Origin of the sequence: Ferroplasma acidarmanus Fer1, from assembly GCF_000152265.2 — an archaeon.
In the GTDB taxonomy this organism is placed as follows: Archaea; Thermoplasmatota; Thermoplasmata; order Thermoplasmatales; family Thermoplasmataceae; genus Ferroplasma; species Ferroplasma acidiphilum.
Genome location: NC_021592.1, coordinates 652624 through 678565, shown reverse-complemented (window position 1 = coordinate 678565; position 25942 = coordinate 652624). Strand labels below are relative to the sequence as shown.

At 36.4% G+C, this 25942-nt stretch carries 25 protein-coding genes and 1 pseudogene; 18 read left to right on the top strand and 8 right to left on the bottom strand.

The features are described from left to right. Positions 1 to 59 precede the first annotated feature (59 nt). Entirely contained in the window at positions 60 to 923 is an 864-nt protein-coding gene (locus tag FACI_RS03275; RefSeq protein ID WP_009886695.1) for an IS481-like element ISFac5 family transposase, read from the top strand. 147 nt (positions 924 to 1070) lie between these two features. Here FACI_RS03275 and FACI_RS03270 read toward each other — a convergent pair whose 3' ends face one another. Further along, positions 1071 to 1460: a hypothetical protein gene (locus FACI_RS03270; protein WP_009886693.1), complete on the bottom strand. Its 390-nt coding sequence runs from the start codon at positions 1458 to 1460 to the stop codon at positions 1071 to 1073. 9 nt (positions 1461 to 1469) lie between these two features. Then, the gene (locus tag FACI_RS03265; protein ID WP_048074037.1) at positions 1470 to 2603 is read right to left on the bottom strand and encodes a hypothetical protein; all 1134 of its coding nucleotides are present in this window, start codon (positions 2601 to 2603) and stop codon (positions 1470 to 1472) included. 464 nt (positions 2604 to 3067) lie between these two features. On the opposite strand from FACI_RS03265, the gene FACI_RS03260 reads away from it, so the two are divergent. From FACI_RS03260 to FACI_RS03230, 7 genes are all read left to right on the top strand, one after another. Beyond that, positions 3068 to 4210, top strand: coding sequence for an isovaleryl-CoA dehydrogenase (locus tag FACI_RS03260; RefSeq protein WP_019841462.1), 1143 nt, complete (start codon positions 3068 to 3070; stop codon positions 4208 to 4210). Between the two features lie 16 nt (positions 4211 to 4226). After that, positions 4227 to 5459: a thiolase C-terminal domain-containing protein gene (locus tag FACI_RS03255; RefSeq protein WP_019841461.1), complete on the top strand. Its 1233-nt coding sequence runs from the start codon at positions 4227 to 4229 to the stop codon at positions 5457 to 5459. Beyond that, on the top strand, positions 5460 to 5909 hold the full coding sequence (locus FACI_RS03250; RefSeq protein ID WP_009886689.1) for a Zn-ribbon domain-containing OB-fold protein: 450 nt from the start codon (positions 5460 to 5462) through the stop codon (positions 5907 to 5909). Between the two features lie 340 nt (positions 5910 to 6249). Continuing rightward, positions 6250 to 7065 (top strand): hypothetical protein, encoded by an 816-nt coding sequence (locus tag FACI_RS03245; RefSeq protein ID WP_019841460.1) that lies wholly within the window; start codon positions 6250 to 6252, stop codon positions 7063 to 7065. Beyond that, positions 7062 to 7289, top strand: coding sequence for a hypothetical protein (locus FACI_RS03240; RefSeq protein ID WP_009886687.1), 228 nt, complete (start codon positions 7062 to 7064; stop codon positions 7287 to 7289). Before FACI_RS03245 ends, FACI_RS03240 begins: the two co-directional genes overlap by 4 nt. 784 nt (positions 7290 to 8073) lie before the next feature. Next, complete coding sequence (locus tag FACI_RS03235; protein WP_048074036.1) at positions 8074 to 8463, top strand: HEPN domain-containing protein; 390 nt, start codon at positions 8074 to 8076, stop codon at positions 8461 to 8463. Then, the gene (locus tag FACI_RS03230; protein ID WP_009886685.1) at positions 8417 to 8737 is read left to right on the top strand and encodes a nucleotidyltransferase family protein; all 321 of its coding nucleotides are present in this window, start codon (positions 8417 to 8419) and stop codon (positions 8735 to 8737) included. Before FACI_RS03235 ends, FACI_RS03230 begins: the two co-directional genes overlap by 47 nt. Positions 8738 to 8808: 71 nt before the next feature. On the opposite strand, the gene FACI_RS03225 is transcribed toward FACI_RS03230, so the two are convergent. The 3 genes from FACI_RS03225 to FACI_RS03215 are packed head-to-tail and all read right to left on the bottom strand — an operon-like array spanning position 8809 to position 12382. Continuing rightward, on the bottom strand, positions 8809 to 10074 hold the full coding sequence (locus FACI_RS03225) for an MFS transporter (RefSeq protein WP_009886684.1): 1266 nt from the start codon (positions 10072 to 10074) through the stop codon (positions 8809 to 8811). Positions 10075 to 10128: 54 nt separating this feature from the next. Beyond that, a complete protein-coding gene (locus tag FACI_RS03220) occupies positions 10129 to 11742 on the bottom strand; it encodes a formate--tetrahydrofolate ligase (protein ID WP_009886683.1) in 1614 nt (537 codons plus the stop codon). A 37-nt stretch (positions 11743 to 11779) separates the two neighbouring features. After that, entirely contained in the window at positions 11780 to 12382 is a 603-nt protein-coding gene (locus FACI_RS03215) for a cyclodeaminase/cyclohydrolase family protein (RefSeq protein ID WP_009886682.1), read from the bottom strand. Positions 12383 to 12597: 215 nt separating this feature from the next. On the opposite strand from FACI_RS03215, the gene FACI_RS03210 reads away from it, so the two are divergent. From FACI_RS03210 to FACI_RS10375, 8 genes and pseudogenes are all read left to right on the top strand, one after another. Continuing rightward, complete coding sequence (locus FACI_RS03210; RefSeq protein WP_009886680.1) at positions 12598 to 16008, top strand: intein-containing adenosylcobalamin-dependent ribonucleoside-diphosphate reductase; 3411 nt, start codon at positions 12598 to 12600, stop codon at positions 16006 to 16008. Between the two features lie 69 nt (positions 16009 to 16077). Further along, the gene (locus FACI_RS03205; RefSeq protein ID WP_019841458.1) at positions 16078 to 16353 is read left to right on the top strand and encodes a hypothetical protein; all 276 of its coding nucleotides are present in this window, start codon (positions 16078 to 16080) and stop codon (positions 16351 to 16353) included. Between the two features lie 183 nt (positions 16354 to 16536). Further along, positions 16537 to 17268 (top strand): electron transfer flavoprotein subunit beta/FixA family protein, encoded by a 732-nt coding sequence (locus tag FACI_RS03200; RefSeq protein WP_148285720.1) that lies wholly within the window; start codon positions 16537 to 16539, stop codon positions 17266 to 17268. Continuing rightward, positions 17265 to 18146, top strand: coding sequence for an electron transfer flavoprotein subunit alpha/FixB family protein (locus tag FACI_RS03195; RefSeq protein ID WP_009886677.1), 882 nt, complete (start codon positions 17265 to 17267; stop codon positions 18144 to 18146). The genes FACI_RS03200 and FACI_RS03195 overlap by 4 nt, the downstream gene beginning before the upstream one ends. A 166-nt stretch (positions 18147 to 18312) precedes the next feature. Further along, positions 18313 to 19428, top strand: coding sequence for an RNA-guided endonuclease InsQ/TnpB family protein (locus tag FACI_RS03190; RefSeq protein ID WP_019841457.1), 1116 nt, complete (start codon positions 18313 to 18315; stop codon positions 19426 to 19428). Positions 19429 to 19524: 96 nt separating this feature from the next. Continuing rightward, positions 19525 to 20046, top strand: coding sequence for a methylated-DNA--[protein]-cysteine S-methyltransferase (locus tag FACI_RS03185; RefSeq protein ID WP_009886675.1), 522 nt, complete (start codon positions 19525 to 19527; stop codon positions 20044 to 20046). A 345-nt stretch (positions 20047 to 20391) separates the two neighbouring features. Next, positions 20392 to 21015, top strand: a complete 624-nt coding sequence (locus tag FACI_RS03180; protein ID WP_019841456.1) for a hypothetical protein — start codon at positions 20392 to 20394, stop codon at positions 21013 to 21015. Between the two features lie 586 nt (positions 21016 to 21601). Next, positions 21602 to 22108 (top strand): annotated as a pseudogene (locus FACI_RS10375) (transposase); the annotation flags it as partial. 157 nt (positions 22109 to 22265) lie between these two features. On the opposite strand, the gene FACI_RS03175 reads toward FACI_RS10375, so the two are convergent. From FACI_RS03175 to FACI_RS03165, 3 genes are all read right to left on the bottom strand, one after another. Then, positions 22266 to 22583 carry a hypothetical protein gene (locus tag FACI_RS03175; RefSeq protein ID WP_009886672.1) on the bottom strand — a complete coding sequence of 106 codons (318 nt, stop codon included), beginning with the start codon at positions 22581 to 22583 and terminating at the stop codon, positions 22266 to 22268. An 84-nt stretch (positions 22584 to 22667) separates the two neighbouring features. After that, complete coding sequence (locus tag FACI_RS03170; protein ID WP_009886671.1) at positions 22668 to 23015, bottom strand: DsrE family protein; 348 nt, start codon at positions 23013 to 23015, stop codon at positions 22668 to 22670. 52 nt (positions 23016 to 23067) lie between these two features. Further along, positions 23068 to 23781, bottom strand: a complete 714-nt coding sequence (locus tag FACI_RS03165) for a DUF92 domain-containing protein (RefSeq protein ID WP_009886670.1) — start codon at positions 23779 to 23781, stop codon at positions 23068 to 23070. Positions 23782 to 24009: 228 nt separating this feature from the next. On the opposite strand from FACI_RS03165, the gene FACI_RS03160 reads away from it, so the two are divergent. Both FACI_RS03160 and FACI_RS03155 read left to right on the top strand, forming a co-directional pair. Next, entirely contained in the window at positions 24010 to 24699 is a 690-nt protein-coding gene (locus FACI_RS03160; protein ID WP_009886669.1) for an HAD family hydrolase, read from the top strand. Positions 24700 to 24877: 178 nt separating this feature from the next. Further along, complete coding sequence (locus tag FACI_RS03155) at positions 24878 to 25942, top strand: ATP-NAD kinase family protein (RefSeq protein WP_009886668.1); 1065 nt, start codon at positions 24878 to 24880, stop codon at positions 25940 to 25942.

Genomic DNA, 25942 nt, shown 5'->3' with positions numbered 1-25942 from the left:
CCCGTAAATATTTCCTATATATACCCTCTAAAAATATAATAAAAGAATATAAGCCCAGAATGAAGTTAAATGAGAAAAAAATAAAATATATAATAAGGGAGAAAAATAAGAGAAGATCATCTACAGAAATAGCTAAGGAAATGAAAATAACAACAAGGTATGTAAATTACATATACAAAAAATACAGGGATAATGGAGAATATACAATAGGTAAAAGGAAACATAGGGAATTAAACAGCAAGGATATAGAAATAGTTAAAAAAATAAGATATGAATACCCTATGTCAGGACCTGAAAGAATAAGGAAATACCTTAAAAGAAAGGGGATAATAATAGCTAAAAACAATATATACAGAATACTGTTATTATTAAATATGGTTGATAACAGCAATAATAAGAAGAAACAGAGAAAATATATAAAATATGAGAGGAAACATAGCAACTCACTATGGCATATGGACTGGACTAAATACAGTGACAGTGAGAAGTTAATAATAATAGAAGATGATGCTTCAAGGTTCATAGTAGGAATGGGAATATACGGTGAGGAAACAATAGATAATACAATAGAAGCACTGGAAATAGCAATAAACACTTACGGTAAGCCTGAAGAGATATTAACAGACCATGGAACACAGTTCTTTTCAAATGGTAAGAATGGAATACCTGGAGATCACAATAAGTTCCAGGAATACTTAGATAACAGTAATATAAAACACATACTTGGAAGGGTAAAACACCCTGAAACAAATGGAAAACTGGAGAGATTAAACTATACCATAAAACGTTTAAGGCCATATTTCAGTACCTGGGAAGAGGTAGTATACCATTACAACTATGAAAGGATGCATGACTCACTGTCAGATGGTGATAATATAGTTACACCAGCAATGGCATATAAAAATAAAATGGTGGTAAAATGAAAAAATATAAATTCATACAGTATATAAAGGAAATAATAATGGGACAGTACAATAACTATAAAATTAAAAAATGTAATAAGGGAAATGGCATGTAAATCCAGTCAGGCATCAAAGAGACAAAAAAACAAATTGGATATTCTTATAATTCTAAGCAGGAGCAGCCGCAATATTAATGGCAAGAAATAATATTGCAAACGTTAGTATTCCAATTTTTATTGCTATTTTAGAATTATAAAAATAATATATAATTAAGGAAAATGCAAATCCATTTATAAAAGAAATAAAGATCATAAAAGTAAGCGGATAAAACTGGCCATATCCAGGACCGGGGCATATACTTTTAATCACTATTGAATTTACCGGGTATATTGATAAAATAGTAAATATTCGTCCAATAACTATTGAGGATATAATTGCTTTTTTATTCGAAATATACATTCTATAAACTAAAAAAAGTACAATAGATAAAACAATCCAGAAAATTATACCAAATAAAGATACGCTTTCGATCATTATGTCATATAGTATACCTGCCATTTTTACATCTCATGATATTATATATTCTTTATAAGAATTATCCGTAGCAGCAGATATCTGACTATTGACAACTGTTTCACTTTTATACGGTATCCATACGTTATCAACCAATTCAAGTATCGCAATCTTTATAGTTCCATGAAATACCCCAGAACTAAGTGATATTTCTGTACTTACTGCGGTTAGCCAAAATGTTCCGAAATAACCCATGAAACACGCGTTAATAGTGCTGTAATAATTTCCATGGCTAGTTGAACATGAAACTTTATGCCAGTTAGCTGTATCAATTAAGCAATAATATGCATCATAAGAAATATCTGTTCCGTCAACTATGATTTCATTCTTAATGTTATAAATATCTATTTTAGTGAGTGTGTTATCGTATAATTTAAATGTGAGTGTAGTTGTACATGGTTCCACAGGCAATCGCATTGGCTTGATTGCGGGATCTATTGAATATGCCTGTCCTTTGTTTAATTTTATATTGTTGAAATTAAGTGAAAGCATGTATGAATTATTGTTTATTCTTAATATTCCATTATGGAAAATCCCCATTTCATTTGCCCATGATGTTTTTATGCCATTTATCAATGATGCACTGTAATTATCTGACAATTTAACTGTCCTGTAATTTTTTATATTATTTCCCTCAACAAATTTTATGTTGTATACGGCTGCTACATTGCTTTTTATTACTATATTGGAATTTAAACTCTTATTATTGACTGATAATACATTATATATGCCTGCATATCTATCCCATCCATGTACTATTATTGAATTATCCGTATAAATTATGTTATAGTTATGGAAATGCAACTGGAAAGTTTCGTTTCCTGCAACCATGCTTACAATCCACTTTATTTCATAATAATGATTATCTATGTCCACATTTAATATATTATTTCTAGATAGCATATTATTACACGACAATATGCTGTAATTGCCTACCTTATAGATATTAATTTTCTGATTTTCAATATTTTTTAAATTATTTCCATTTTTGTTATACACTGAAGAGTTTGAAGAAAGAGATGTAACCGCAGTATTTGCACCCGTATTTTCTATGCCCGTAACAATATTAAAGCCTGACATCAAAAATATAGCTACCATTAATACACCTATTATTATTTTCTTCTTCATAGTATTATTAACACATAGATATATATATATTTCTATATTCAGTAGAAATTTAACTATCAGTTCTCTATCCATAATAATAGCATAACTTCTCTATTTGCCAAGAGGTAGATTCTGAACTAATACCCAACCTGTAACCCTCTTTATATTCCTTTTAAACAGTTTAAAAGAATAAAATATCTTGACATTGAAAGGCATTATGGAAAGACTTTGAATCTATCCTGACAGATTAGAAAAATGGCAATTTTTGAACGAGGAAATTTAAATTTGACCAGATAAATCAGAGAAAATATAACAGCCAGATAGAGGAATAATTCAAATATTTCCTAAATCCGGACAAAAGTAAAAGGCTAAACTCTCATAGATTCATCCTTGAAGGATAAAAAATTTCTTGCCCATGAAATTATGAATTTGTTCCACTGTACATGTTTATATAGCGTGAAATTATCTTTTTGTAAGGTGTGCATTTGAAAGATGAATATATTATGATTCAGCAGAGCGCAAAGGAATTTGCAGAAAAGGAGATAATTCCAGTAGCAGCAAAAATGGATAGGGAGAATTTCTTTCCGAGGGAACTCTTCAGGAAGATGGGAAAGGAGGGTTATCTGGGTGTAACCATTCCGGAGCAATACGGTGGATCAGGGTCAGATTACGTATCCCAGGCCATCATAGAGGAGGAAATAAGCTATGCATCAGGTTCATTAGGGCTCTCATATGGGGCGCACAGCAACCTGTGCCTGGACAATCTCTACAGGAACGGGTCAGAATACTTGCGTGAGAAATATTTAGAGAAGCTATGTTCCGGGGAACACGTAGGCTCACTTGGAATGACAGAACCCTCATCGGGATCGGATGCACTTTCAATGAAAACATCAGCAACAATGGATAAAGGAAATTTTATATTGAATGGAAGCAAGACATTCATTACAAATGCCCCATATGCAGATATTTTTCTTGTCTATGCTAGAACCGGGGAAAACATAACTCCATTTGTGGTTGAATCCTCTGACAGGGGATTTTCCAGGGGCCAGGAGTTCGATAAAACTGGCATGAGGGGTTCACCTACAGGAACAATATTCTTCAATGATATTATTTTGCCGGAGAACAGAATAGTAGGAAAACTGAATGGGGGAAGAAATGTATTGTTAAGCGGCTTAAACCTGGAGCGGGCTGTACTTGCATTCAATTCAATAGGAATAGCAAGGAGGGCACTGGATCTTGCAATAGGCTATGCGTCCGAGAGAAAACAGTTCGGCAGGCCTATAAGTGATTTTGAGCTGGTACAGGAGAAACTTGCATACATGTATACTAAATTTGAATCCTCCCGTCTTTTTGCCATGGAAGCTCTAAAAAGGGTGCAGGAAGACCGGATGGATTCCCTGGATGCTGCCTCCGCAATACTTTATGCATCCGAGTCATCGGAATACATAGCAAGGGAAGCCCTGCAAATTTTTGGCGGTTATGGTTACATAAAAGACTTTGAAATAGAACGTGTGTTCAGGGACTCCATACTGCTAACAATAGGCGCAGGAACCAATGAAATCAGGAAAAAGGTAATAAGTGAGGCCTTAATAAAAAAATACGGAAAGGGTGGAAAAAGTGTCAAATAAACCGCAAAAAGTCTATATGATAGCTGGAGGAATGACAAAATTTGTTAAATCAAATTTCAGGGAAGATTTCAGGCTTAATGTCAAAAAATCTTTTGATTACGCATTAAAGGATGCAGGCATGAGTGTAAAAGACATAGATGGTTCGGTATCTGCATACTTCTCTGACCATCTACAGGGGCAGTTAATAGCAGGTGCCATGTCAAATGACTTTATCGGGCTTGCAGGAAAGCCATCCAAGAGAATCGAAGGCGGTGGAGCCACAGGGGGGCTTGCATTTCAAACCGCCTATGAAGAAATCGCTTCGGGGAATATGGACACATGCCTTGCATATGGCTTTGAAAACATGTCACATGTTGGAACCTGGAGGGGAAACGATATAATAGCTCTGGGAAGCGATGCAAATTTCGATTATCCACTGGGAGGTTTCTATACCGCATATTACGCTTTAATGGCAACAAGGCATATGTATGAATTCGGTACCACAGAGGAACAGATGGCAATGGTATCGGTAAAAAACCACCGAAATGCCATCAATAACCCATTTGCACAGGCACCTATGAATATTACAGTAGATGATGTATTAAAATCTCCTGTTGTTTCCACCCCATTGAGGATGCTGGATATCTGCCTGATGTCGGATGGTGCTGCCTGCGCTATACTGGCATCAGAGGAAGTTGCAAAATCATTTTCCGGAAAACCGGTACTCATAAGTGCCATAGGATCATCAAGCGATACTATGAGGCTGGCAGACAGGCCATTCGGTGATGTCCCCCTGCTCCCGAATGAAAACAGCGCAATGTACAGAGGACTTAAATATCCAGGCGTCCATTCCTTCAGGGCCGGCAGGCTAGCAGCTAAAATGGCATATGACAGAATTGGCATAAAAAATCCAGAAAAAGAAATCGATTTCGCTGAACTTTACGATGCATACACATCTGCCGAAATACAGGCATATGAGGATATGGGATTCTGCCCCTATGGCAAAGGAGGCAAATTTATAGAGGAGGGCAATCCTGAACTGGATGGCAGCCTGCCAGTGAATATGGAAGGAGGGCTCCAGGCATCCGGGCATGCCATAGGCGCAACCGGGATAATGCAGGCAGTATACGCTTTCTGGCAGCTCCAGGGTTCTATGCAAAAACACATGGGTAACGGAAAGCTTCAGGTTAAGCCCCCTTCCCGTGGGCTAATCCATAGCCATGCTGGAACAGGGGCATATGAAGCGGTTACAATAATGGAGGCGGTTTAAATGGCAGGAAAAAAACTTATGAAGATAGACCCTGCAGTTGTTGAATGGAATTATAATACTGAATACAGGCACAGTTATGCCCAGGATTCGCCATTTTTCATAGCCCTGGGAAAAAATAAGCTTCTGGGTTCCAGATGCCCGGAATGTGGATATAAATACGGGACGTACAGGAAATACTGCATGTATTGTGGTGCAGAAACAGAGGACATAGAACTTCCCCTGAAGGGCAAAATACATTCATTCACGACATGCTACTACTCCGGGGAAAGCTTCCGGAACGATGTGCCATTTACGCTTGTCCTTGTTGAGTTTCCAGGGATAGATTCCCTTTTTATGTCTAGGCTTTATGCAGATGATACCGGCAAAATTAAAATCGGGATGGATATAATTGCAAAATTCAAAAAATTCCAGGATTTTACTGTAAACGATGTTTACTTTGTTTTAGAATAAAATTCTTTATTTAATTCCTTTGAAATATTTTTTACTATATTTTTAATTCTTTATAAATGATAGGTCTGTAAGGTATTCTATCTATCACACACAATAGTTTATGTACTATGGCCATCATTGAGTGTCTGCCCGATTAGGATGTAGGAACTGGAAATTCCAGTACTTTGAAATATTTTTCTGTATACCCCAATTGTTATTGGACCCATTATATTGTAAATCCAGTATTTCTCTAATCCCTATAACAAATTCAAAATTATTATATACAGTCAATAATTGCCATAGTTTATGTAGAAAAATTTATATATTAATTAATATTATTATTATTATTATTATTATTATTATGGTAAAGCGTGAAAATAGAAAAATTATGGTCGCACTATTGCTTGCTACAATTATGATGATGAGTGGATTTATGGGCTTAATATATTTTAACCACGAAAATAATACTGTTGATAAAACACATATACCGGAGTTAAATTACTATTTAAATAAATATGATTTTAAAGATTTCCATAATGTAAGCCATACAAAGGTATTTAATAATGCTAATGACGTTAACGCCGTTACCGATGTTTCTAATAATACAGTATTAACAATGTCTTACACGTTTTATAATGGCACAGATAATGTAACTGGAGAATTATTACATATATATAAAAACGGTCAGTTATTCCATGAATCGTTATTGGTAAATAATACGCATGGTAATAATTACAATTATAGTGTGATACCATTATATTCAAAATCCGGAAATTATAACATAACTATACTAAATCATAATGTCAATAAAGCATCAGTTAAAGGAATTAGTAGTGATGTATATATTGATCTTTACGCAACAAGGAGTACTGGCCCTTCTGGATGGGCATGTGCATTTAGTGAGAGTAATACAGAAGTCTTAATAACATATATAGGTGCTATAGGCGCATTAAGCGGAATCGGTTCAATGGGAGCTTTAGCAGCAATAGCGGTGATAGGAGCCGCTACGATCGCATTTTTTGATGAAGAGGGAGGAAACAATGGAGTATATTTCTATGAAGCACATGCATGGTTTGTTCCATATACCTGGATTAATGCTCCTGCAAGTGCCGTGCCTAATAGTTATAACGAATACGGCTCACATAGAGTGACATTATATGAGGGTAATATAGCATGATAAAATACCATTTTAATAATAAATACCAGGAGATTTTTGTGATGTTGATGTTATCGTTTACAGGTTTGAACGCACTTACAATATTTAACACTATCCCTTTATCCATTCAGAAAACCTTTATATTCGATGTTATAGACTTAACATTAATATTTTTGGCCATATCGTTTCTTATTGCAGGTTCTATAGAACAGTACCTTAAAAACCGGCGCCGTATAAACCGGTAATCTGCTACCGGGAACTCCTGATATTTTCAGTGATATTGTTTTTTATTGTAATATTTACTTTCATATGTTAAATTTTAGAACTTTCTGTTATCATATATACATGACAGTTTCCAATTTTTAAATGTTATATACGATGCTATGTCAATTCATTTTCCGAATGATTGGAGGTTACCTGTTCAGAAATTTGTAAAGGCTAATAAATTTATAAAATTAACTTTTCAAATCCATGATGCCAGTTCTTTCTGCTTCATTTTTGATGGGAGCATAATTATAGAATGACAGAGAATATTAGCATTACAAGCAGCGATGTGTAAAGTGCCACATGGGCATAGAGCAGGATTGTTACTATTGCAATGTCTATAGATCCCCAACTATATTGCCAAAATTACATACAAGTGCGTTGGGCCTGGTGCAAAATTTCTGCGGTATTGTCAGTGCAACGTAGGCGAACAAGGCAGGGAAACTGGTAAATGCAAATGTTGCATACAGTAGGTAAATAACTGTTATAATGTATACATTATGGATTACCTAGAATTATAGCAGTTCCTATGATTGTATAGGCAGCGGCAGCTACTAAACTATAAAATTCACCGGAAAATGTTGTTGAGTAGACGAACATAATTTCTAATATTCTTTAGTTTCTACAGAATTTTATACAAATTATATGTACTACCGAAAAAGAACCTTGATAATTTCCATAAGAAAATAAATTTACATAAAAACAGAAATTTAAGAACCACAAAATCATAGAAATGCTAATAAAGACTTTAATTATAGTAAATAAATGCCATCAAGATCGATGGATTGGCTAAAACAGGCTAAAAGGGATCTCGAAGAGGCTGAAGGCTCATTAAATAATGAAAAATACGAATGGGCTTGCTTTGCATCCCAGCAATCTGCTGAGAAAGCAGTGATAGCCTTGTACCATTCAATAAATAAGGAAATATGGAGCCATTCTGTATCAAGGATGCTGTTGCAACTTACAGAATTTGATATAGATAAGAGTCTAGCTGACAAAGCAATGGAACTCGATAGAGTGTATATAGGTTCAAGATACCCGGATTATTATACTGAGGGGTCCCCGTTTGAGTACTACTCAATAGAAGACGCAAAGAGGTGTTTAAATTATGCAAAGGAAATATTCGAATTCTGCAACAAGAACATACGAAATTAATTACCCTTTTATTTTTGAAAAACTTGTTGAATATGGAAATAATTCAATTAAAAAAGGTTCATTGTTAACAATTTTGATTGGTTCTCTTGCCAGAAGAGATTATACTCCATTTTCAGATGACGATGTTATAATAATTACAGATTCAACCAGAAGTGAAATAGAATTCATGGACCCTTATATGCCAATTGATATAGAACCACGTGTTTTCACAATAAATAGGATATACGAAATGGCAAAATCCTTGCTGGTAACGATGAGATATTTAATAATTTAGTTAAATTTTATAAAATTGATTAAATCGATGAATAACAGTAAGGAAATTCAGGTTTTCATTGTAAATGATGTTTACTTTGTCCTGGCATAGTATTCTTCCTTTGCATTTTTAGAAATATTTTCCACTATATTTTTATCTCGGCATATAACCGTTATTATGAATCCGAGAATACACGTGATGGATAGAAATATAAGCCCTATGTCTATGCCCGCCATCCCGAAGAGGGCAAATGCAAGGATACCTATAAGCCCGCCAAATCTCCCGGCCATTTCATTGAATCCCTGCCCTGAACCACGAATCGATTCGTCATATTTTTCAACTGGCATTATTACTGTGGTCTTATCCGGCCCCATGGAACCGAAGAAGAATGCAAATCCCAGAAGTATTATAATTTCTATTCCGGTAAACCTTAATGCGAAATATAGGCCGAACCCAAGTATCCCGAGAAATACTGACCTTATAATAAATCCAGTAGCCTGGAGTTTTCTTGTTCCAAGCCTCTGTATGATTAAAAATGCTACTATTGATGCAGGTATGGTAAATGCTTTGACAAGCACAGCCGAAAACGCCCCGCTGACTACAGAAATACCCAGTGCAGATATAAGTATAAATGGCAGAAACATCGTAAGGCTCTGGTCCCCAATCTGGTAAAGGAACCATGGAATGGAAAATCTGTAAAGATATTTTCTGTTTTCCCTTGACGTTACATCTTTTAATATGGTTTTTATAGACTTTATTCTCTTAAATTTCCATAGGGTGGATTCCTTGAGCCTGCTTCTCATAATCAGGGGGACTATTGCCAATATGGCTCCGGAGAGCAGTGCATATCTCCAGCCTGTAGATCCAAGAGTCAACAACGTTCCTCCTATGAGGTAAGAAAATAATATTCCAAAATTGGCAAAGAACATTATCAGGGCTAAATTCCTTGTAGAATTTTTTGTGGCAAGAATCTCAGAAATATATGTGAAAATTACAACATAATCAATTCCAACACCAACTCCTACCAGTGTCCGGAAAAACATCAGCATTGCGATATTGGTGGATAATGCACTCCCGATGCCTGCACCTATAAACGTTACTATATCTATTGTAAGTATGCTGACCCTGCCAAACCTGTCAGAAAATACCCCACTTATTATCGCACCTATCATGGCGCCAACAAATATCAATGCACCCAGAAGATATACTATACCGGTGCCGGTTTGAAATGCATTTTCTATGGGTTTTAGTGCTACAGATATTATAGCTATATTGTAGCTTGCAACGAAAATGCTAATGGCGCCGATTGAAATGTAATATGCATTAGCAACAGGCTTTTTCTTTACCTGTCTTTCCATTCCTGATAATTAGGTATGCCTAAATAAACTTTAAGTAGTTGACTATTTGAATATTCATGACAGACCTGTGATAACTCCTTTATCATCTATATCGATGTTCTCGGCTGCAGGATGGCGTGGCAACCCTGGCATTGTCATTATGCTTCCCAGTATTGGTATTATGAACTTTGACCCGGCATTTATAGACACAGAATTCACCTTTACTTTGAAATTTACAGGTACATTTATCAAAGATGGATTGTCGGATAACGAAGATTGTGTCTTTGCCATGCATACATAGAATGAGGAAAAGCCGTTACGTTCTGCGTGTTTAATATCCATAAGTGCTTCTTTTGAATATTCTACCCCATCTGCGCCGTAAACTGTTTTAGCTATCTTTTCAATCTTGGCTTTTATGGGATCATCCATGCTGTATGCATAATTAATCTTATTTTCACCTATAGATTCCAGGACTTTTCTGGCAAGGTCAACGCCACCTTCCCCTCCACTGGAATATACCCTTGATTCAGCATATTTTATTCCGGCAGAATCAAGCAGCCCGCATACTTTTTTAATTTCCTGTTCGGTGTCCAGGGGGTGGATATTCAATGCAACAACAGGCTCAATCCCGAAATTCCTCACATTTTTAACGTGTGCAAGGAGGTTACCAATACCCTTTTCAATAGCAGGTAGGTTTTCAGAATCTATATTTTCCGCATTGCCATGGTGCTTTATAGCCCTGATTGTAGCGACAATAACCACAGCGTTTACCGGCAATTCTGCCTCCCTTGTTACTATATCCATGAATTTTTCAAAGCCAAGGTCTGATCCAAATCCTGCCTCAGTAACAGTATATTCAAACATATTCAGTGCTGCATAATCTCCAAGGATGCTTGAAGTTCCATGGGCAATATTTCCAAATGGCCCTGTGTGTATAATTGCTGGCACATTTTCCACGCTCTGAGCAATATTTGGCTTCAGTGCGTCAGCCAGCAACGCTGCCATAGCGCCGTTTGCCTTTATATCCCTAGCAAAGACAGGGCGATTATTTGGCGTATATCCTATTATTATATTTCCCAGTCTGTTCTTCAGATCCTGGAAACTTTTCGAAAGTGCCATTATTGCCATTATCTCGGATGCCGCTGTAATTACAAAGGAATCATTTGCCAGAACCCCATTGCTTTTTCCTCCATTTCCCACTATTATTGATCTTAAGGACCGGTCATCCATATCCACAGTCCTTGGAAAGGTTATTTTTTTAGGGTCAATGCCAAGTTCATTGCCGAAATATATATGATTGTTAATCATTGCAGATAGTAAATTATGCGCAGCCGAAATTGCGGGGAAATCCCCTGTAAATATAAGGTTAATTTTATCTGAGGGTTCCACTGTGGATTTGCCACCGCCTGTTGCCCCTCCCTTAACACCGAAGCACGGGCCAAGTGAAGGCTCACGTATTGCAATACCAGCATTTTTGCCTAATTTTTTCAATGCCTGGGCAAGTCCTATTGCAGTTGTTGTTTTGCCTTCACCTGCAGGCGTGGGCGTCATTGCAGTCATAAGTATCAGTTTTCCATGGCGTTTTCCACCATTGCAGTTTGAAATGCCAATTTTTGCGGCATATTTTCCATATAATTCGTAATCATTTATTCCTAAACTTTTCAAAATTTCCTGTATATCCTGTAACATTGTGTGATAATAACAATTATATAGTAAAAATTTTTGTTCAGGGAATAACTGAACTTTCTATTTTTTTAACTTTTTCCATAACAAACTCCACAGCTTCCATAAAAAATTTGAGTTTTAACAGCTCTTCAGCCTTAAAATCCACGGATTTCTGGAACTTCAGGTTTATTTTTATGTTGTTTAATGATGTATGCACTGTGGCGTATGCCATATATGCTGCTGTTATAGAATCTGTGATTAAATTTCTGTTTCCATGTTCACAGAGGTAAAGTGCATTTTCCATATTATGTATAGAAATTCTGGCAATGTCCCAAGACACCCCGATGCTATTTTGAATTGCCATATCTATTGCAGTTCTCCTGTTTTTATCGGCCTTATCCATATGCAATGCATCCATAATGCCCTGAAATGATTTTTCATCTTCATTGCTGAGGATTTTTAACTTTTCAATAATATTGTCTGATTCTTCAGATATCTGTTTGAAATCATTTTCATATGCTGACAATTTAGGCTTCCCGGTAGAAAGCAATGCTGCCATAGAATTAAGCGACGCAGCGAATATGGATGATATGGCAGATGCGGAGCCGCCTCCTGGTGTTGCTGAAGAACTCTTCAACCTGGATATATATTCATCAAGATCCATTATATGTTATAAATCATTGTTTCAAAAACATTACCCTTTTTATTATGGATAAATGTATATACTTTTATAATAACTATATATTTTATTTATTACCTAATTAGCTCAAATATATTTATTCAATATGGGTAACATAGTCTTTTACTATGATAACATATCCAGTAAAAAAAAACTTTAAGTCTATTCATGTGCTTTTGTTCTTACACTCGTGATGCAAGATGAATAAGGTTTTAAATACAGTAATTAAAAGAGACGGATCCAGCGTGCCCTTCGATAAGAAAAAAATAGCGATGGCCATATTCAAAGCCATGCTCTCCGTGAAAATCGGGTCCATGGAAGAAGCAAATAAGCTTGCAGACTATGTTGCACAGGAACTTGAAACTTCTTCAGAAGTGCCAACAGTTGAGTTAATACAGGATACTGTTGAAAAAGTTTTAATGACACGCAGGATAAACGACGTTTCTTATATCGCAGCAGCAAAAGCGTATATCCTCTACAGGGAAAAGAGAAACACAATAAGGCAGGAAAAAGAATTTATCGGCGTCAAAGATGACCTGAAACTGAGCTTAAATGCTGTTAAGGTACTTGAGGCCAGATACCTGTTCAAGGATTCAGAAGGCAAGATAATTGAAACACCTAAACAGATGTTCCACAGGGTTGCAGTGCATCTTGGGATAATACAGGGGCTTTATGATTATATATCATACAGAAAAACCGGAAAATTAAACGAGAAGGGAACTGTATATAGTGGCATAACTAAAACCCAGAATGAGGAGCTTGAAAGGGCATTCAATGAACTGAAAAAGGAAAAGGCCATTGATGGCACCTACACCGAATTTATAGATTTTATCAAAACAAAGAAGAATATGATAAATTACTGGATTGAAAAGTTTGAAAATATGATGATCAAACTTGAATATGTCCCAAATTCACCCACACTTATGAATGCAGGAGGGCCGCTGGGGCAGTTGAGTGCCTGTTTCGTTCTCCCTGTTGATGATAGCATAGATTCAATTTTTGATACACTTAAAGCCACAGCAGAAATACACAAATCAGGAGGAGGTACCGGTTTCTCATTCAGCCGCTTAAGGGCAAGTGACGACATAGTTGCCTCAACAAAGGGTGTAGCCTCCGGGCCTGTATCATTCATGAGAATATTCGATGTTACCACTGATGTTATAAAACAGGGTGGAAAGAGAAGGGGAGCCAATATGGGCATATTGAACTATAACCATCCGAATATAATGGATTTCATAAATAGTAAAGATGCAGAAAATAAAATTCTCAGCAACTTCAATATATCCGTTGGCGTAAATGACGAATTCTTCGAAAAATTGGACAACGATGAGAATGTAGACCTTATAAATCCGAGAGATGGAAAGGTTACAGGCAGGGTGAAGGCAACTACACTCTGGAATTCTATCATTGACCATGCATGGTTAACAGCAGATCCAGGTATGATATTCCTTGACGAAATCAATAAGAAAAATCCCGTAAAAAACATAGGATATATCGAATCAACCAACCCATGCGTTACAGGGGATACAAAAATATTTACATCTGAAGGGGTAAAAAAGGCCAGGCAACTATACGAAGAAGGAAACCCGCTGAATGTAAAAATAGATGGAAGATTTGGCGGCGAATTTAAGCCATCCTCAAATGTTATATATACAGGGTTTAAGGATATATATAAAATACAGACAAAGGAAGGCTTTGAAATAAAAGTTACAGGAGATCATAAAATATACAGCGAAAAGAATGGCTGGACAGAGGCTTTGAACCTGAAAGAGAATGAAAAAATAAGGATATTAAATGAAGGAGGTTCCTTTGGCAGCTCTGGCACACTGGAAGAAGGCAGAGTTCTTGGCTGGCTTGTTGGCGATGGCCATATCAACAATGGGAATAACAATGACCGTGCTGTTCTGAATTTTTACAGCCAGGATCGTGTGTTTGCCGACACCTTTAGAAAATATGTAAATGATATAGTAAGGCCTGCTACAAACAATCGGGAATATAATGTGGGAATGGTAAATATTGAAAGTAGAAATTGCATAACAATTGCATCGGAAAGATTAAAGGAATTTGCCTCTGAATACGATCTAATAGAAGAAAAGTTAAATGTTCCTGATAAGGTATTTGCAGGGAGCATGGAACTGCAAAGAGGCTTTTTACAGGCTTTATTCGAAGCAGATGGCACTGTATATTCCGGGCAAAAATCCAGGCATTCTGTCAGGCTAGGATCAATCAGCTTAAACCTGTTAAAACAGGTTCAGATGCTGCTGCTTAACTTTGGCATATACAGCAGGATATATCAGAATCGTAAAAAAGCCGGAATGAGAATGTTGCCCGATTCAAACAGGGAGATGAGGCTATATGCGACACAGGATTTCCACGAATTAAACATATCTGCTGAAAATCTGATAAAATATGCAGATTCTATAGGCTTTATATCGGAAAGGAAGAACAGCAAGCTTAATGGGGCTGTAAATAGCTACAAAAAAGCTCCAGTAAAGCCTTCCTGGTTAGCCCGTGTTGATAAAATTGAATACGTAGGCAGGGAAGATGTATACGATTTGGTTGAACCCTCTACACATTCATTTGTAGCTAACGGAATAGTAGTGCACAACTGTGGTGAACAGCCGCTTTTGCCTTACGAATCATGTAACCTTGGCTCAATAAATCTTGCAAAATTTGTCGAGGATGGAAAATTTAACTATGAAAGGTATAGGGAAACCATTGATGTGGCAACAAGATTCCTGGAAAATGTGGTAGACGCCAACAAATTCCCTGTTGAATCAATAAAAAATATGACAAGGAAAACAAGGAAAATAGGTCTTGGCATAATGGGATTTGCCGATGCGCTTATAATGCTTGGAATACCATATAACAGCAATGAAGCCCTGGAATTTGCAGAGAATGTGATGAAAACCCTTAATGACGAGTCGCATATGGAATCACAGAAGCTTGCAGCGGAAAGGGGCGTATTTCCTGGATGGTATGGATCAGAGTATGAGGAAAAAGGCATAAAAATGAGAAATTCAACAACTACAACAATAGCACCTACCGGGACAATATCCATAATAGCCGGATGCTCCTCATCCATAGAGCCACTATTTGCCCTTGCATTTGTAAGGCATGTATTGAATGGGCAGGAATTGCTGGAAGTGAACCCACTGCTTGAAAATGCCCTGAAATCCAGAAATCTCTGGACACAGGAGTTAATGGAAAAGATAGCGGAAACCGGAAAGCTCGGCAATCTGGATCTCCCGGAAGATGTAAAAAATCTATTCATTACTGCACAGGAGATCGACCCGGACTGGCACGTGCTTATGCAGGCAACATTCCAGAAATACTGTGACTCTGGGGTATCAAAAACAATTAACCTTCCATTTGATGCGACAAGGGAAGATATTGCGAAATCATACCGCCTGGCAAAGGAATTGCATTGCAAGGGAATTACAGTATACCGTGACAGGAGCAAATCACAGCAGGTATTATATGCAGGCACAAACCAGAAAAAAAGTGATGAAGAGCACAAGATTGACCTGACAATGAAAATGCCAGACAAACTTCTGAAGCTCGGCGCAACCTTCGACCCCGCATGCCCAACTGGAAAATGTGATCTATAATATTTATAATTATAGATTAAATTCCTTAAATCACAAAAAATATTTATTCTATTATATATTGTTATATTTATGGCATTAAAATCTATGGAAAGAGGAGACCTGGAAAAATTTATAGATGAAATAGAAATTAATTCAAAGGAAGCATATAAATTATGGAATTTTAAAAATGAAGATGAATTTATCTCATTTCTCAAGGGTTATATATTCGGTAGTTTTACAATGGGAGTTATTGATAAAAATAAAACCATAAATAAAAATTTCATGCTGAAAGAGGAAGACATCAATGAAATTACAGCGATAATAGAAAGAAGATCTTCTGAATTCAGGGCAAACCTTGAAAAATAATTAATCTTTTATGAAATATAATTCTCATATCCAACCATAAAAATGGCAGTATTTTTCCATAAATTAGGATAAAATACTATGAACATCCAATATTATATTGAAAATTCAGGAAATATGTATAATGGTATACAGGCGTTATTTCCTACATTGAAAAAATTAAATAGGGTTTTAATATGGGCTATTATGGATATTGCAGTCCTTGTTAAGCAAACGGTCGATATGGACCAGATCAAACTGAACGACGAAAATGAGCCAATCATGGACAACCTCCCATTGAAAATGGACATTCTGAGCAAAAACGCTATCGAAGCGGCAGTTCAGTTAAAGGAAAAATACAGTGGGAAGGTCACAGGGTTTATTTTTGGAACTGAAAAATCAACATCCACAATGAAAGAAGCATATGCAATGGGCGTGGATGAAGGCACAGTTATAAAAGGATACCAGAAATCAGACCCATTGGTTACCGCCGGTGTTATCGCCGCCGAGCTGAAAAAGGCAAAATACGACATTATTATTCTGGGAGACCAGTCATCAGACTCATATTCCGGGCTTCTAGCAGGCTTGCTGGCTTCTGAACTGGATTTAAATGTAATAACAAATGCTATTAATATAGAAGTCAAGGATAAAATAGCAAACGTTACAGTGGAATCAGAAAATGAAGACGTTACAGTAGAAACAGGCCTTCCGGCAGTGGTTTCTGTGGCACAGGAAATAAATGAGCCCAGGCTTCCAAAAGTCATGCAAATTATGATGGCAGGCAAGAAAAATATTAATATTGTGGATGGAAACCCCGGATATGAAAATGACACAAAAATACTTTCCGACAGGGCACCGGAAAATGAGAGAAAGAAAATTATATACGAAGATGGGAAAGGCATAGATGAAGTTGCTAAAATATTGAAGGTGGTGAAATGAAGGCACTGGTATTTTCTGACGAACCAAAAAATGCTATGGAGATAATTACTTATCTCAGGGGAAAGATGGACATAGACGTAATATCACAGGAAAATAAGGAATTGCCTGAGTATGGGGCAAATACTGTATACTTTTACAGCAATGGCTTTGTGGACAATCTGGGTAAATTCCTTGCTGACTACATTGGAAAAAATAACTACGACTTTATTTTTATTTCATCCACAAATATGGGCAGGGAACTGGCTGGAATACTATCATTCAAGCTAAAAATGAAGTGCATGCCAGAAATATTCTCTTTCGAACATAAAGAAAAAAACATTACCAGAAGATTCTACCATGGTGGGAAAACGGTTGTTGAGGAAGAAAGCAATTTCAAAATGTTTACCGTATCACCCGGGATATGTGAAGCTGAGAAAGCGGACAAAAAATCTGAAGTTAAGAATTTAACACTCGAAAAAAGCGATTACAAAATAGTGGATGTAAAAAGCAAAAAAACTGCTGGAACAGATATCAGAAATGCAAAGGTTATAGTTTCAATTGGCAGGGGATTGGGAAGCCAGGAAAATATAGAAAAGATAATGCCGCTGGTAGATGTTTTGCATGCAGAGATATCAGGTTCAAGGCCCGTTTGCCTGGACTATAAATGGCTTAGCGAGGATAAGCAGGTAGGGCTATCAGGAAAGAAGGTAAGGCCTGATTTCTATATAGCACTTGGAATATCCGGGCAGATACAGCATATAGCCGGAATCAGGGGTTCAAAAACTATCATAGCTATAAACAAGGACAAAAGCGCACCAATATTCGAAGAATGCGATTATGGCCTTGTAGGGGACCTATTTACCATTGTTCCTCAACTTGTTGAAAAACTCAAAAATTAATAAAATTTTTTAATATTTCCATAGCAGGGCAACACAATATTTTTTATTATTTCAATGTAAATTGCCGGACGATCAAATTATCACGACCCACCCGCAAGGAAGCCTGTGACTTCAGTCACAGGAACAATTGCGACAATTTCATATATTGAGTTCATATTTGAATAATGTGCTTAAAACTCTTCAAATCAAATTACTTCCAACATGCGATCAGAAAGATATACTCCTTGACACATTCAGGCAGTTCAATGAAGCATGCAATTTTGTCTCTAAAATAGCATGGGATGAAAAAATATATAATAAAATCTCCCTCCAGAAATTAGTATATTATGATATTAGAAACAAATTCGGGTTATCAGCACAGTTAGCTATCAGGGTTATTGCAAAGGTTGTGGACACTTATTTAACTTATAGGTCAGTATTCCATGAGTTCCGAGAATACGGCTCAATAGTATATTACCGGAGAATAATGAGTTTTAAAGGCATGGATGAAGTAAGCCTTAACACCATCAAGGGAAGAATAAGAATACCTATAACCATTGGAAAATATGCTGATATACCCTTTGAGATGGTAAGGGGCCAATGTGACCTTGTACGGAGGCATAATCTCTTCTATCTAATGGTCAGCGTTGATATACCGGAACAACCGGTTATTGAACCTAAGAATATTATAGGAGTAGATATGGGCATTGCTAATATCTCCGTTGATTCCACCGGCAAGTACTATTCCGGAGAGAAGGTAAAAGAAGTAAGGGAACACAATTTAGACCTCCGTTCCAGGTTACAATCCGTTAATACTAAATCAGCAAAAAGGCATATTAAAAAGCTTTCAGGAAAAGAGCATAGATTTGCTACAAATACCAACCATATAATATCTAAAAATATTGTAAAGAAAGCCAGAGGCACCTCTTCCGCTATTGCCATTGAGGATCTCAGTGGCATTAAAATGAGGGAAACTGTTAAAAAAGGAAATAGATATATGCACAATTCATGGGCTTTCTACCAGCTCAGGCTGTTTATTGAATACAAGGCAAGAGAAGCAGGCATTCCGGTAATTGTTATAGACCCACATAACACAAGCAGGGAATGCCCTAACTGCCATACTATATCTAAAAAGAACAGGCCTGAGAGATCAGTTTTCAAATGCATTTCCTGTGGATTAAAGGGAGAAGCGGATTATATTGCTTCCCTTAATATCAGGAACAGGGCTGCTGCCAACCAGCCTATTGTAGCGGGTGATTTTTTTGTCCATTGTGACAGCCCAGTTGCAAGCTTACTGCTTTAGCTGTGGGTAGTTGACAAAGAATATGTTTATATTTAGCAGAGAATATATCTAAGAATAGCCAGTATACACTATAAATGATTAAAGGGATGATAAGCATTGAAGAATAACAATATAAAAATACAATATTATAAAACAAAAATTGGTGAATTAATACTTGGTTCTTTTGAAGGCAACCTATGCATACTCGATTTCAGATACAGCAAAAAGAGAACAACTATTGACAACAGGATTAAAACAGGGCTTAAAGCCAACTTTTTAGAGGAAGAAGATGAAATACTCGCAGAGACTAAAAAACAAGTTGCGGAATACCTGGATGGAAATAGAAAAGAATTTGATATTCCACTGCTAATGGTTGGAACAGATTTTCAGAAAAATGTTTGGAATGCATTGTTAAAAATACCATACGGAACCACCATAACTTATCTGCAACTGGCTAAAAATATAGGCAATGCAAAAGCTGTGCGTGCAGTGGCAAATGCAGATGGGGCAAATGCCATGGCTGTAATTATCCCATGCCATAGAGTCATAGAAAGCAATGGCGGTTTAGGCGGTTATGGTGGAGGCGTTGCAATTAAAAAGCAGCTTCTGGAACTCGAAAAAGGCAACCCTGAGCAGTAGGGAACCATGTCAATATTGTTGGAAACAATGAATGTTTTCATGTATAATAGCACATAGAACATATTTTGCAAATAAGTGTGTTTCACCTTCTATATAAATGATCCAGAAATGCCAGGATACCACACAAGACGATTATAGAGTCAAAAAATATACTGATATAACAATAAACAGTAGAGTAAAAGACAATCTATATACCAATAAACTGTTTAAATAAATAAAATCTATAAAGCCATAGAATTTTATCCAGTTAGTAATCAATAGAAATATAATACAACACAACTACTGCACTTTACACCGGCATGGATATAATGCAAACATTTTTATATTAATATATTATAAGTCAACATGGATATAAATCAGGCCATTGAAACGGCTAAATCCGGGATACAAAAACAGTTTAATGTTACTGAGATATCTATAAAATCGTCCAATTTGAAAAATGGCATATGGCATATTAATACCTCGTTTATTTTAAATAATGAACAGAAATATTATAGTGTCAATGTAAATAATGATAGCGGCTTTATAGAAGATATGAATGAGACAAAGTTAAGTACAGGAGATGCTGGCAGTGCGCCAACACTTGTAACTATAGCTTTTGTTATTCAAATTATTGCTGTTATAAGTTACGCTATAGCGTTTGTTGTATATGCCGGATTTGCTATTGCTACCGCGTCTGTTAGTACATATACTTCCGTCACTTCGGTTCCTTCCGCAAACCCTGCTATTTTCAGTATTGATGTCTTGATAATAGTACTTATTGTTGTCTTTTTAATATTGTTGTTAATAGACATATACATATTAAGAAGAATAATGAAAATAAGGAAGTTTATACGCAATGGAGATTATAAATCTGCATATGAGAAAAATACTATTGCATTTGGGATATTAGCATTAATTTTTGGCGGTCTACTAACAGGAATTTTATTGTTAGTAGCACGTGATGGCTTAAACCAAGCAAGTAATTAAATTAATATTCATTTTTAAAAAATGTTAGTTGTATATGCCATCATTTTTAGGTTTTATAGAGGTGTTATTTTAATATTAATTTATTGATAAACTATTACACAATCATTTCTGACATACTCCCACTGCTAAGCATGTGGGGTTCCTACTTTTCCTTATGATTCGTCTTCATCCCTCACGGTCCGGACGGTTTTGCAGGAACCAGTTGTTGAGTTTTAAGGTCGATGCCGGTTATGACGGTGCCTCTTCAGGGGTATCAGTGTTCCCTTTGCATGCATCCCTGTCTACATGCAATTGGAATATGCCTTTTGCCTGTACCATGCTGTACCGGGGCACAGAGGCGTTTCCAACCTGTTACACAAGTCCTTACGGATCAATGATGTACTCAGGATTTACTGGCATAACTTGCTTAAAAGTAGTATAATGCCTCAGTATTGATATTTTATAAATATATAGAATTTACGCATTCATCCCACAGCTGAAACAGTGGGCTTTCTGCTACAGGATCGTAAATATAAACCTCCTGTTATCAATGAATTTAATCATTAAATAACAGATAAGGATGCCTCTTTTGCATCAGGATGTAACAAAATATGGGAAGCACACAAAGCATTTAAAGACTAAGCACGATGAAATAAATGAATCGAATATTCCAGGAGACATGGAAAGCAATTTTCATACACAGGCAATAGAACCCTATAATAGGCCGATCCATGGAAATAGATGATCTAGCGGGTCAATGTATTCCAGTGGAATATCAACAAGAAGGATAGTAAATATACTTGAAGGCATACTACGGAGTAAATATCTAAATCTACCATATCAAGGATTACAGATTTACCGTAGAAGACATCTATAAGTTTATTAACAGGCCATTGATAAAAAGTAAATAGCAATAGTTCTGGATGGGTTATTCTTCTATTTAAGAAGGGGAAATGTAGACAAAGAGTCTGTTATATCTACACCCGGAATTAAAGAAACAGTGGAATATGAGGTACTGGGATTCTATTTAACAGTAAAGGATTCATATAATACATACTTACGGTATTTACAATATCTCTTGAAAATAGCAGTTAAATCCGGAGTTGTAATTTTGTTTGTCGTAATTGAAACTTATTCCCCCAAATTCTAAATTTGGTATACACTTAATTTTCCTTTTAACAGATAAAACTACATGGATTTACGAGGAAACTAAATTATATGGTAAGACATGCTGAGAGTCCGTAACCAAACCAAAATTTAATAATCCCAATTTACCTCTTTTTCATCAATCTCAAAAGCAGTGGTATTTCCAGAAGTGTCCCTGGGCTATCAACAATTAAATGCTCAACAGGTTTTTTGTATGGGTCAAAACGGTCTACATGCACTTCATAGTGCCCTAGAAATTCAACAACATGGATGCCAAGGTTTGAACCATCAACGTTTCCCCTGTAATCCCTTATCTGTCCTCTGGGAGAACCCACAGATCTTACAAATAATCCTGTTTCCATAGGGTTGCCTATTGACTTTGGCACTTCTATTTTATCCGCGGTAAAAGCTAAAGCACATAGAGTATTCCATGCATCGTACATACATATCTAAAACACAATATTTAATAAATCTACTGTTTTTATTGCAACGAACAGAAAATATTTCTGATAATAAAATAATGTATTTTAGAAGGTAATTACAGAAAAACCTTCATCTATTTTTTTAGCCGTCTGGACACCGCCCATTACAGGTTCTATGCCCCCCAGCATCTGTTCTTCACTTAACCCCAATCCCTTTGTAGATACTTTGCAATAGGTAACCTCTATATTTTCAGACTTCATCTTATCCACAAGGTCTATTATGGGTTTTATTCCATTTGAATCTTTTAATAAATTCTCAACTCCCCTTCCAAGAAACATAAAATTTACTGTGGCTCCAGCATTTTTTACAGCGTTGTATGAAAAGTTGGCAGCAACATTAACCATATTTAGGTCATCCTTTCCTTTTGTCAGTATTACGAATATTTTTGCCATAATACGTTATTTAAAAAACATTAATAAACATAACTGAAAAAATAGTCATGCATCAGATAAATATAACAAAGGCGAGGGCAACTGCAAGCAACGTTGATACTGCGTTTACCTGCCCCTTGGACATTTTTCCTTTGTTCTCGAATACCGCCCCCAGGATGCTATCTATCTGGCATCCAACAAATCCGAGGATTGTTATTGCCAACAGAGGTATAATCGCAAATCCATGAAAATCCAGAATAATATACGATAACCCTATTATAAAAGCCCCCAGGAGCGCTGCACCTTCTCCCAGAAGTGACACACCTCCATTTACTCCCGGCGTTATTTTTTTAAATCCTGTGATCATATACACCTTGCTGTCAAATACACCTATTTCAGAAGCAAAAGTATCTGCATTGACTGAAGCGAATGAAACACCAAATATAAGAAAATAGGGGAACCCTCCAATCTTCGCAAAATGCATGGCAGCAATCGCTATACCTATAACTGCAGCATATATGACATTTGATGCGTGCCTTTCCCCATTTTCCCCTTCCTGTAGCTTCATTTTTGTCTTTTCCTTAATCCTGTACTTGGTGGCCATCTGGGCCGTGATGGCAAAAATTAGCATTAAAATTAACCAGTAAAGGGAACCCAGGACAACTATGATTACGCCAACAATAAGTGCTGCAATAGTTCCCTTGAGGTCAAATATCCTGAATTTAAGAGCTAGAACGAATAACAAAATCAGTAAAACGGCAGATTCTATGATGTAATAAATGCTCATAGGAACCACCCCGGGTTAAATAAACTCCTCTTTGCATTAAATAATACATAATGCAACAGCACAATGGACATTATAGAGTGTATAGTGTAGAGATATAAATTGTTTATCCCATATCTTTTGTATAAAAATAATAAATTAAATATTCCGTCATGGATTGATGGATTATTGTATATATATTAATATAAAATATATAGTAAATGCTTAATATATGGTTATAATATATATTTAATGATAGAAATAGTAGATAGAAAAAAGAAAACGAATATAAATCCAGAAGCAGACTATCTGGAAAACATAAAGCTGATGGTATTTGACATGGATGGGGTACTGTTAAAGAATAGAAATTCATGGGATGTTATAATAAACAGGTCAATGAATAAAACCACTACAGGCACCGGAATGCAACTAACATTTGATTACATATACCAGAATGGAGTGCCGGACAGGTTATACGAAAATTTAACAGAAACAAAAATCATGACCTATCTAAACCTCAACGACGTAACATCAAATATAGCGAGGACTATTGGATACCTTAAGGATCGTAATATTAAAACAGCTATAGTTTCGGCAGGTTCCCATGTATTTGCCGGGTACCTTTCCGAATTGTTTGGCATAGACAATTTTATTGGAAATGAGGTCAATGTTAAAAACCATTGTTTCATTAAAAATGTGGACCCTGCAAAGAAGGATACTAATGTAAAGGATATACAATCCAGGTATGGCATATCCCCTGCAGAGACAGTAAGCGTAGGCGATTCCTATATGGATTTATCAATGAGAAGAAGGTCAAAATATTTTGTGGCATTTAACCCCGGCACCAGGAAGCTTGTTGATGCAGCTGATTTTGTGGTTAATTCAACCAATCTGTACGGCATAATAGAGAAAATGGCAGTGCATGAGATTTTTAACAGCTAAAAAGCCCACAGATATTAATAGTAGTACCACACCGGTTTTTATTAATATTATAAGGATTCAATTGAAAGATTTGCCAGTAAAAATTTTTATTCTATAATATAATAGTATAACCTGGGTACCATGGCAATCTCCAGAACAAAATATGATAGTAAAACTCAATAAAATTAAGTGGTAGGACATGAAAGTAAAAGTGGCAGCATTCTTTGTTAACCCTCTGGCCGGATACGGAGGCATCCGTAATAATAAGGGTTCAGACAATATGCATCTGCAGAACATTGGTGAATCTGTTTCAATAGGCCGTGCCATAGAATTTTTATCCGGAATTAAATGCAGGGATATACAATTTATAGTCCCTGATGGGCCAATGGGCGCACTGGAAATGGATAAGGCTAATCTGAAATACACAATTTCATATTCTCCGGGAAATCCAACAACGGCAATGGACACAATAAATTTTATACATTCGGCAGCAGGAGCCGATATTATATGTTTCCTGGGCGGAGACGGAACGGCAAGGGATATCCTGAGGTCAGGCACAGATTTGCCTGTGCTTGGAATACCTGCCGGTGTAAAGATGTACAGCTCTGTATTTTCTATGAATGTAAAGCATGCAATAGATGTATTCGATAATTTCTGCGGAAATGAGATAACTCTCAAGGATGCAGGGGTAGCAGACATAAATGAAGATGAATATAGAAGCGGGAAACTGGATGTTAAACAGTTTGGAACATTAAAAATTCCGGATTCTTCAGGAATAATCAGTTCCTCAAAGGCGGAATATCCACCATCTTCTTCCTACGATATGGCAGAATATATTATTGACAATATGGTTAATGATTTTTATTACATAATAGGCCCGGGAACCACATGCAAAGCTATAACAACATCTCTGGGGTTCCATACCAATATGCTTGGTTTTGATATAGTTAAGGGCAAAAAGCTTATAGTGGAGGATGCAGGCGAGGAGGACATATACCGGTATGCCGCTTCTGGCAGTGTGCATATAATAATATCAATTATAGGTGGCCAGGGATTCCTCCTTGGCAGGGGGAACCAGCAACTTTCAGGCAGAATTATAAAAAAGGCAGGGTTTGAAAATATATCAGTTATATCCACCCCGGAGAAACTTATAAGCCTCAGCGGATTAGCTGTAGACATATCTGATAAAGATATTTCAGTTCCAAAATTCATAAGGGTACTTACTGGCTACGGACAATTTAAAATAATGAGGGTAAATTTTTAA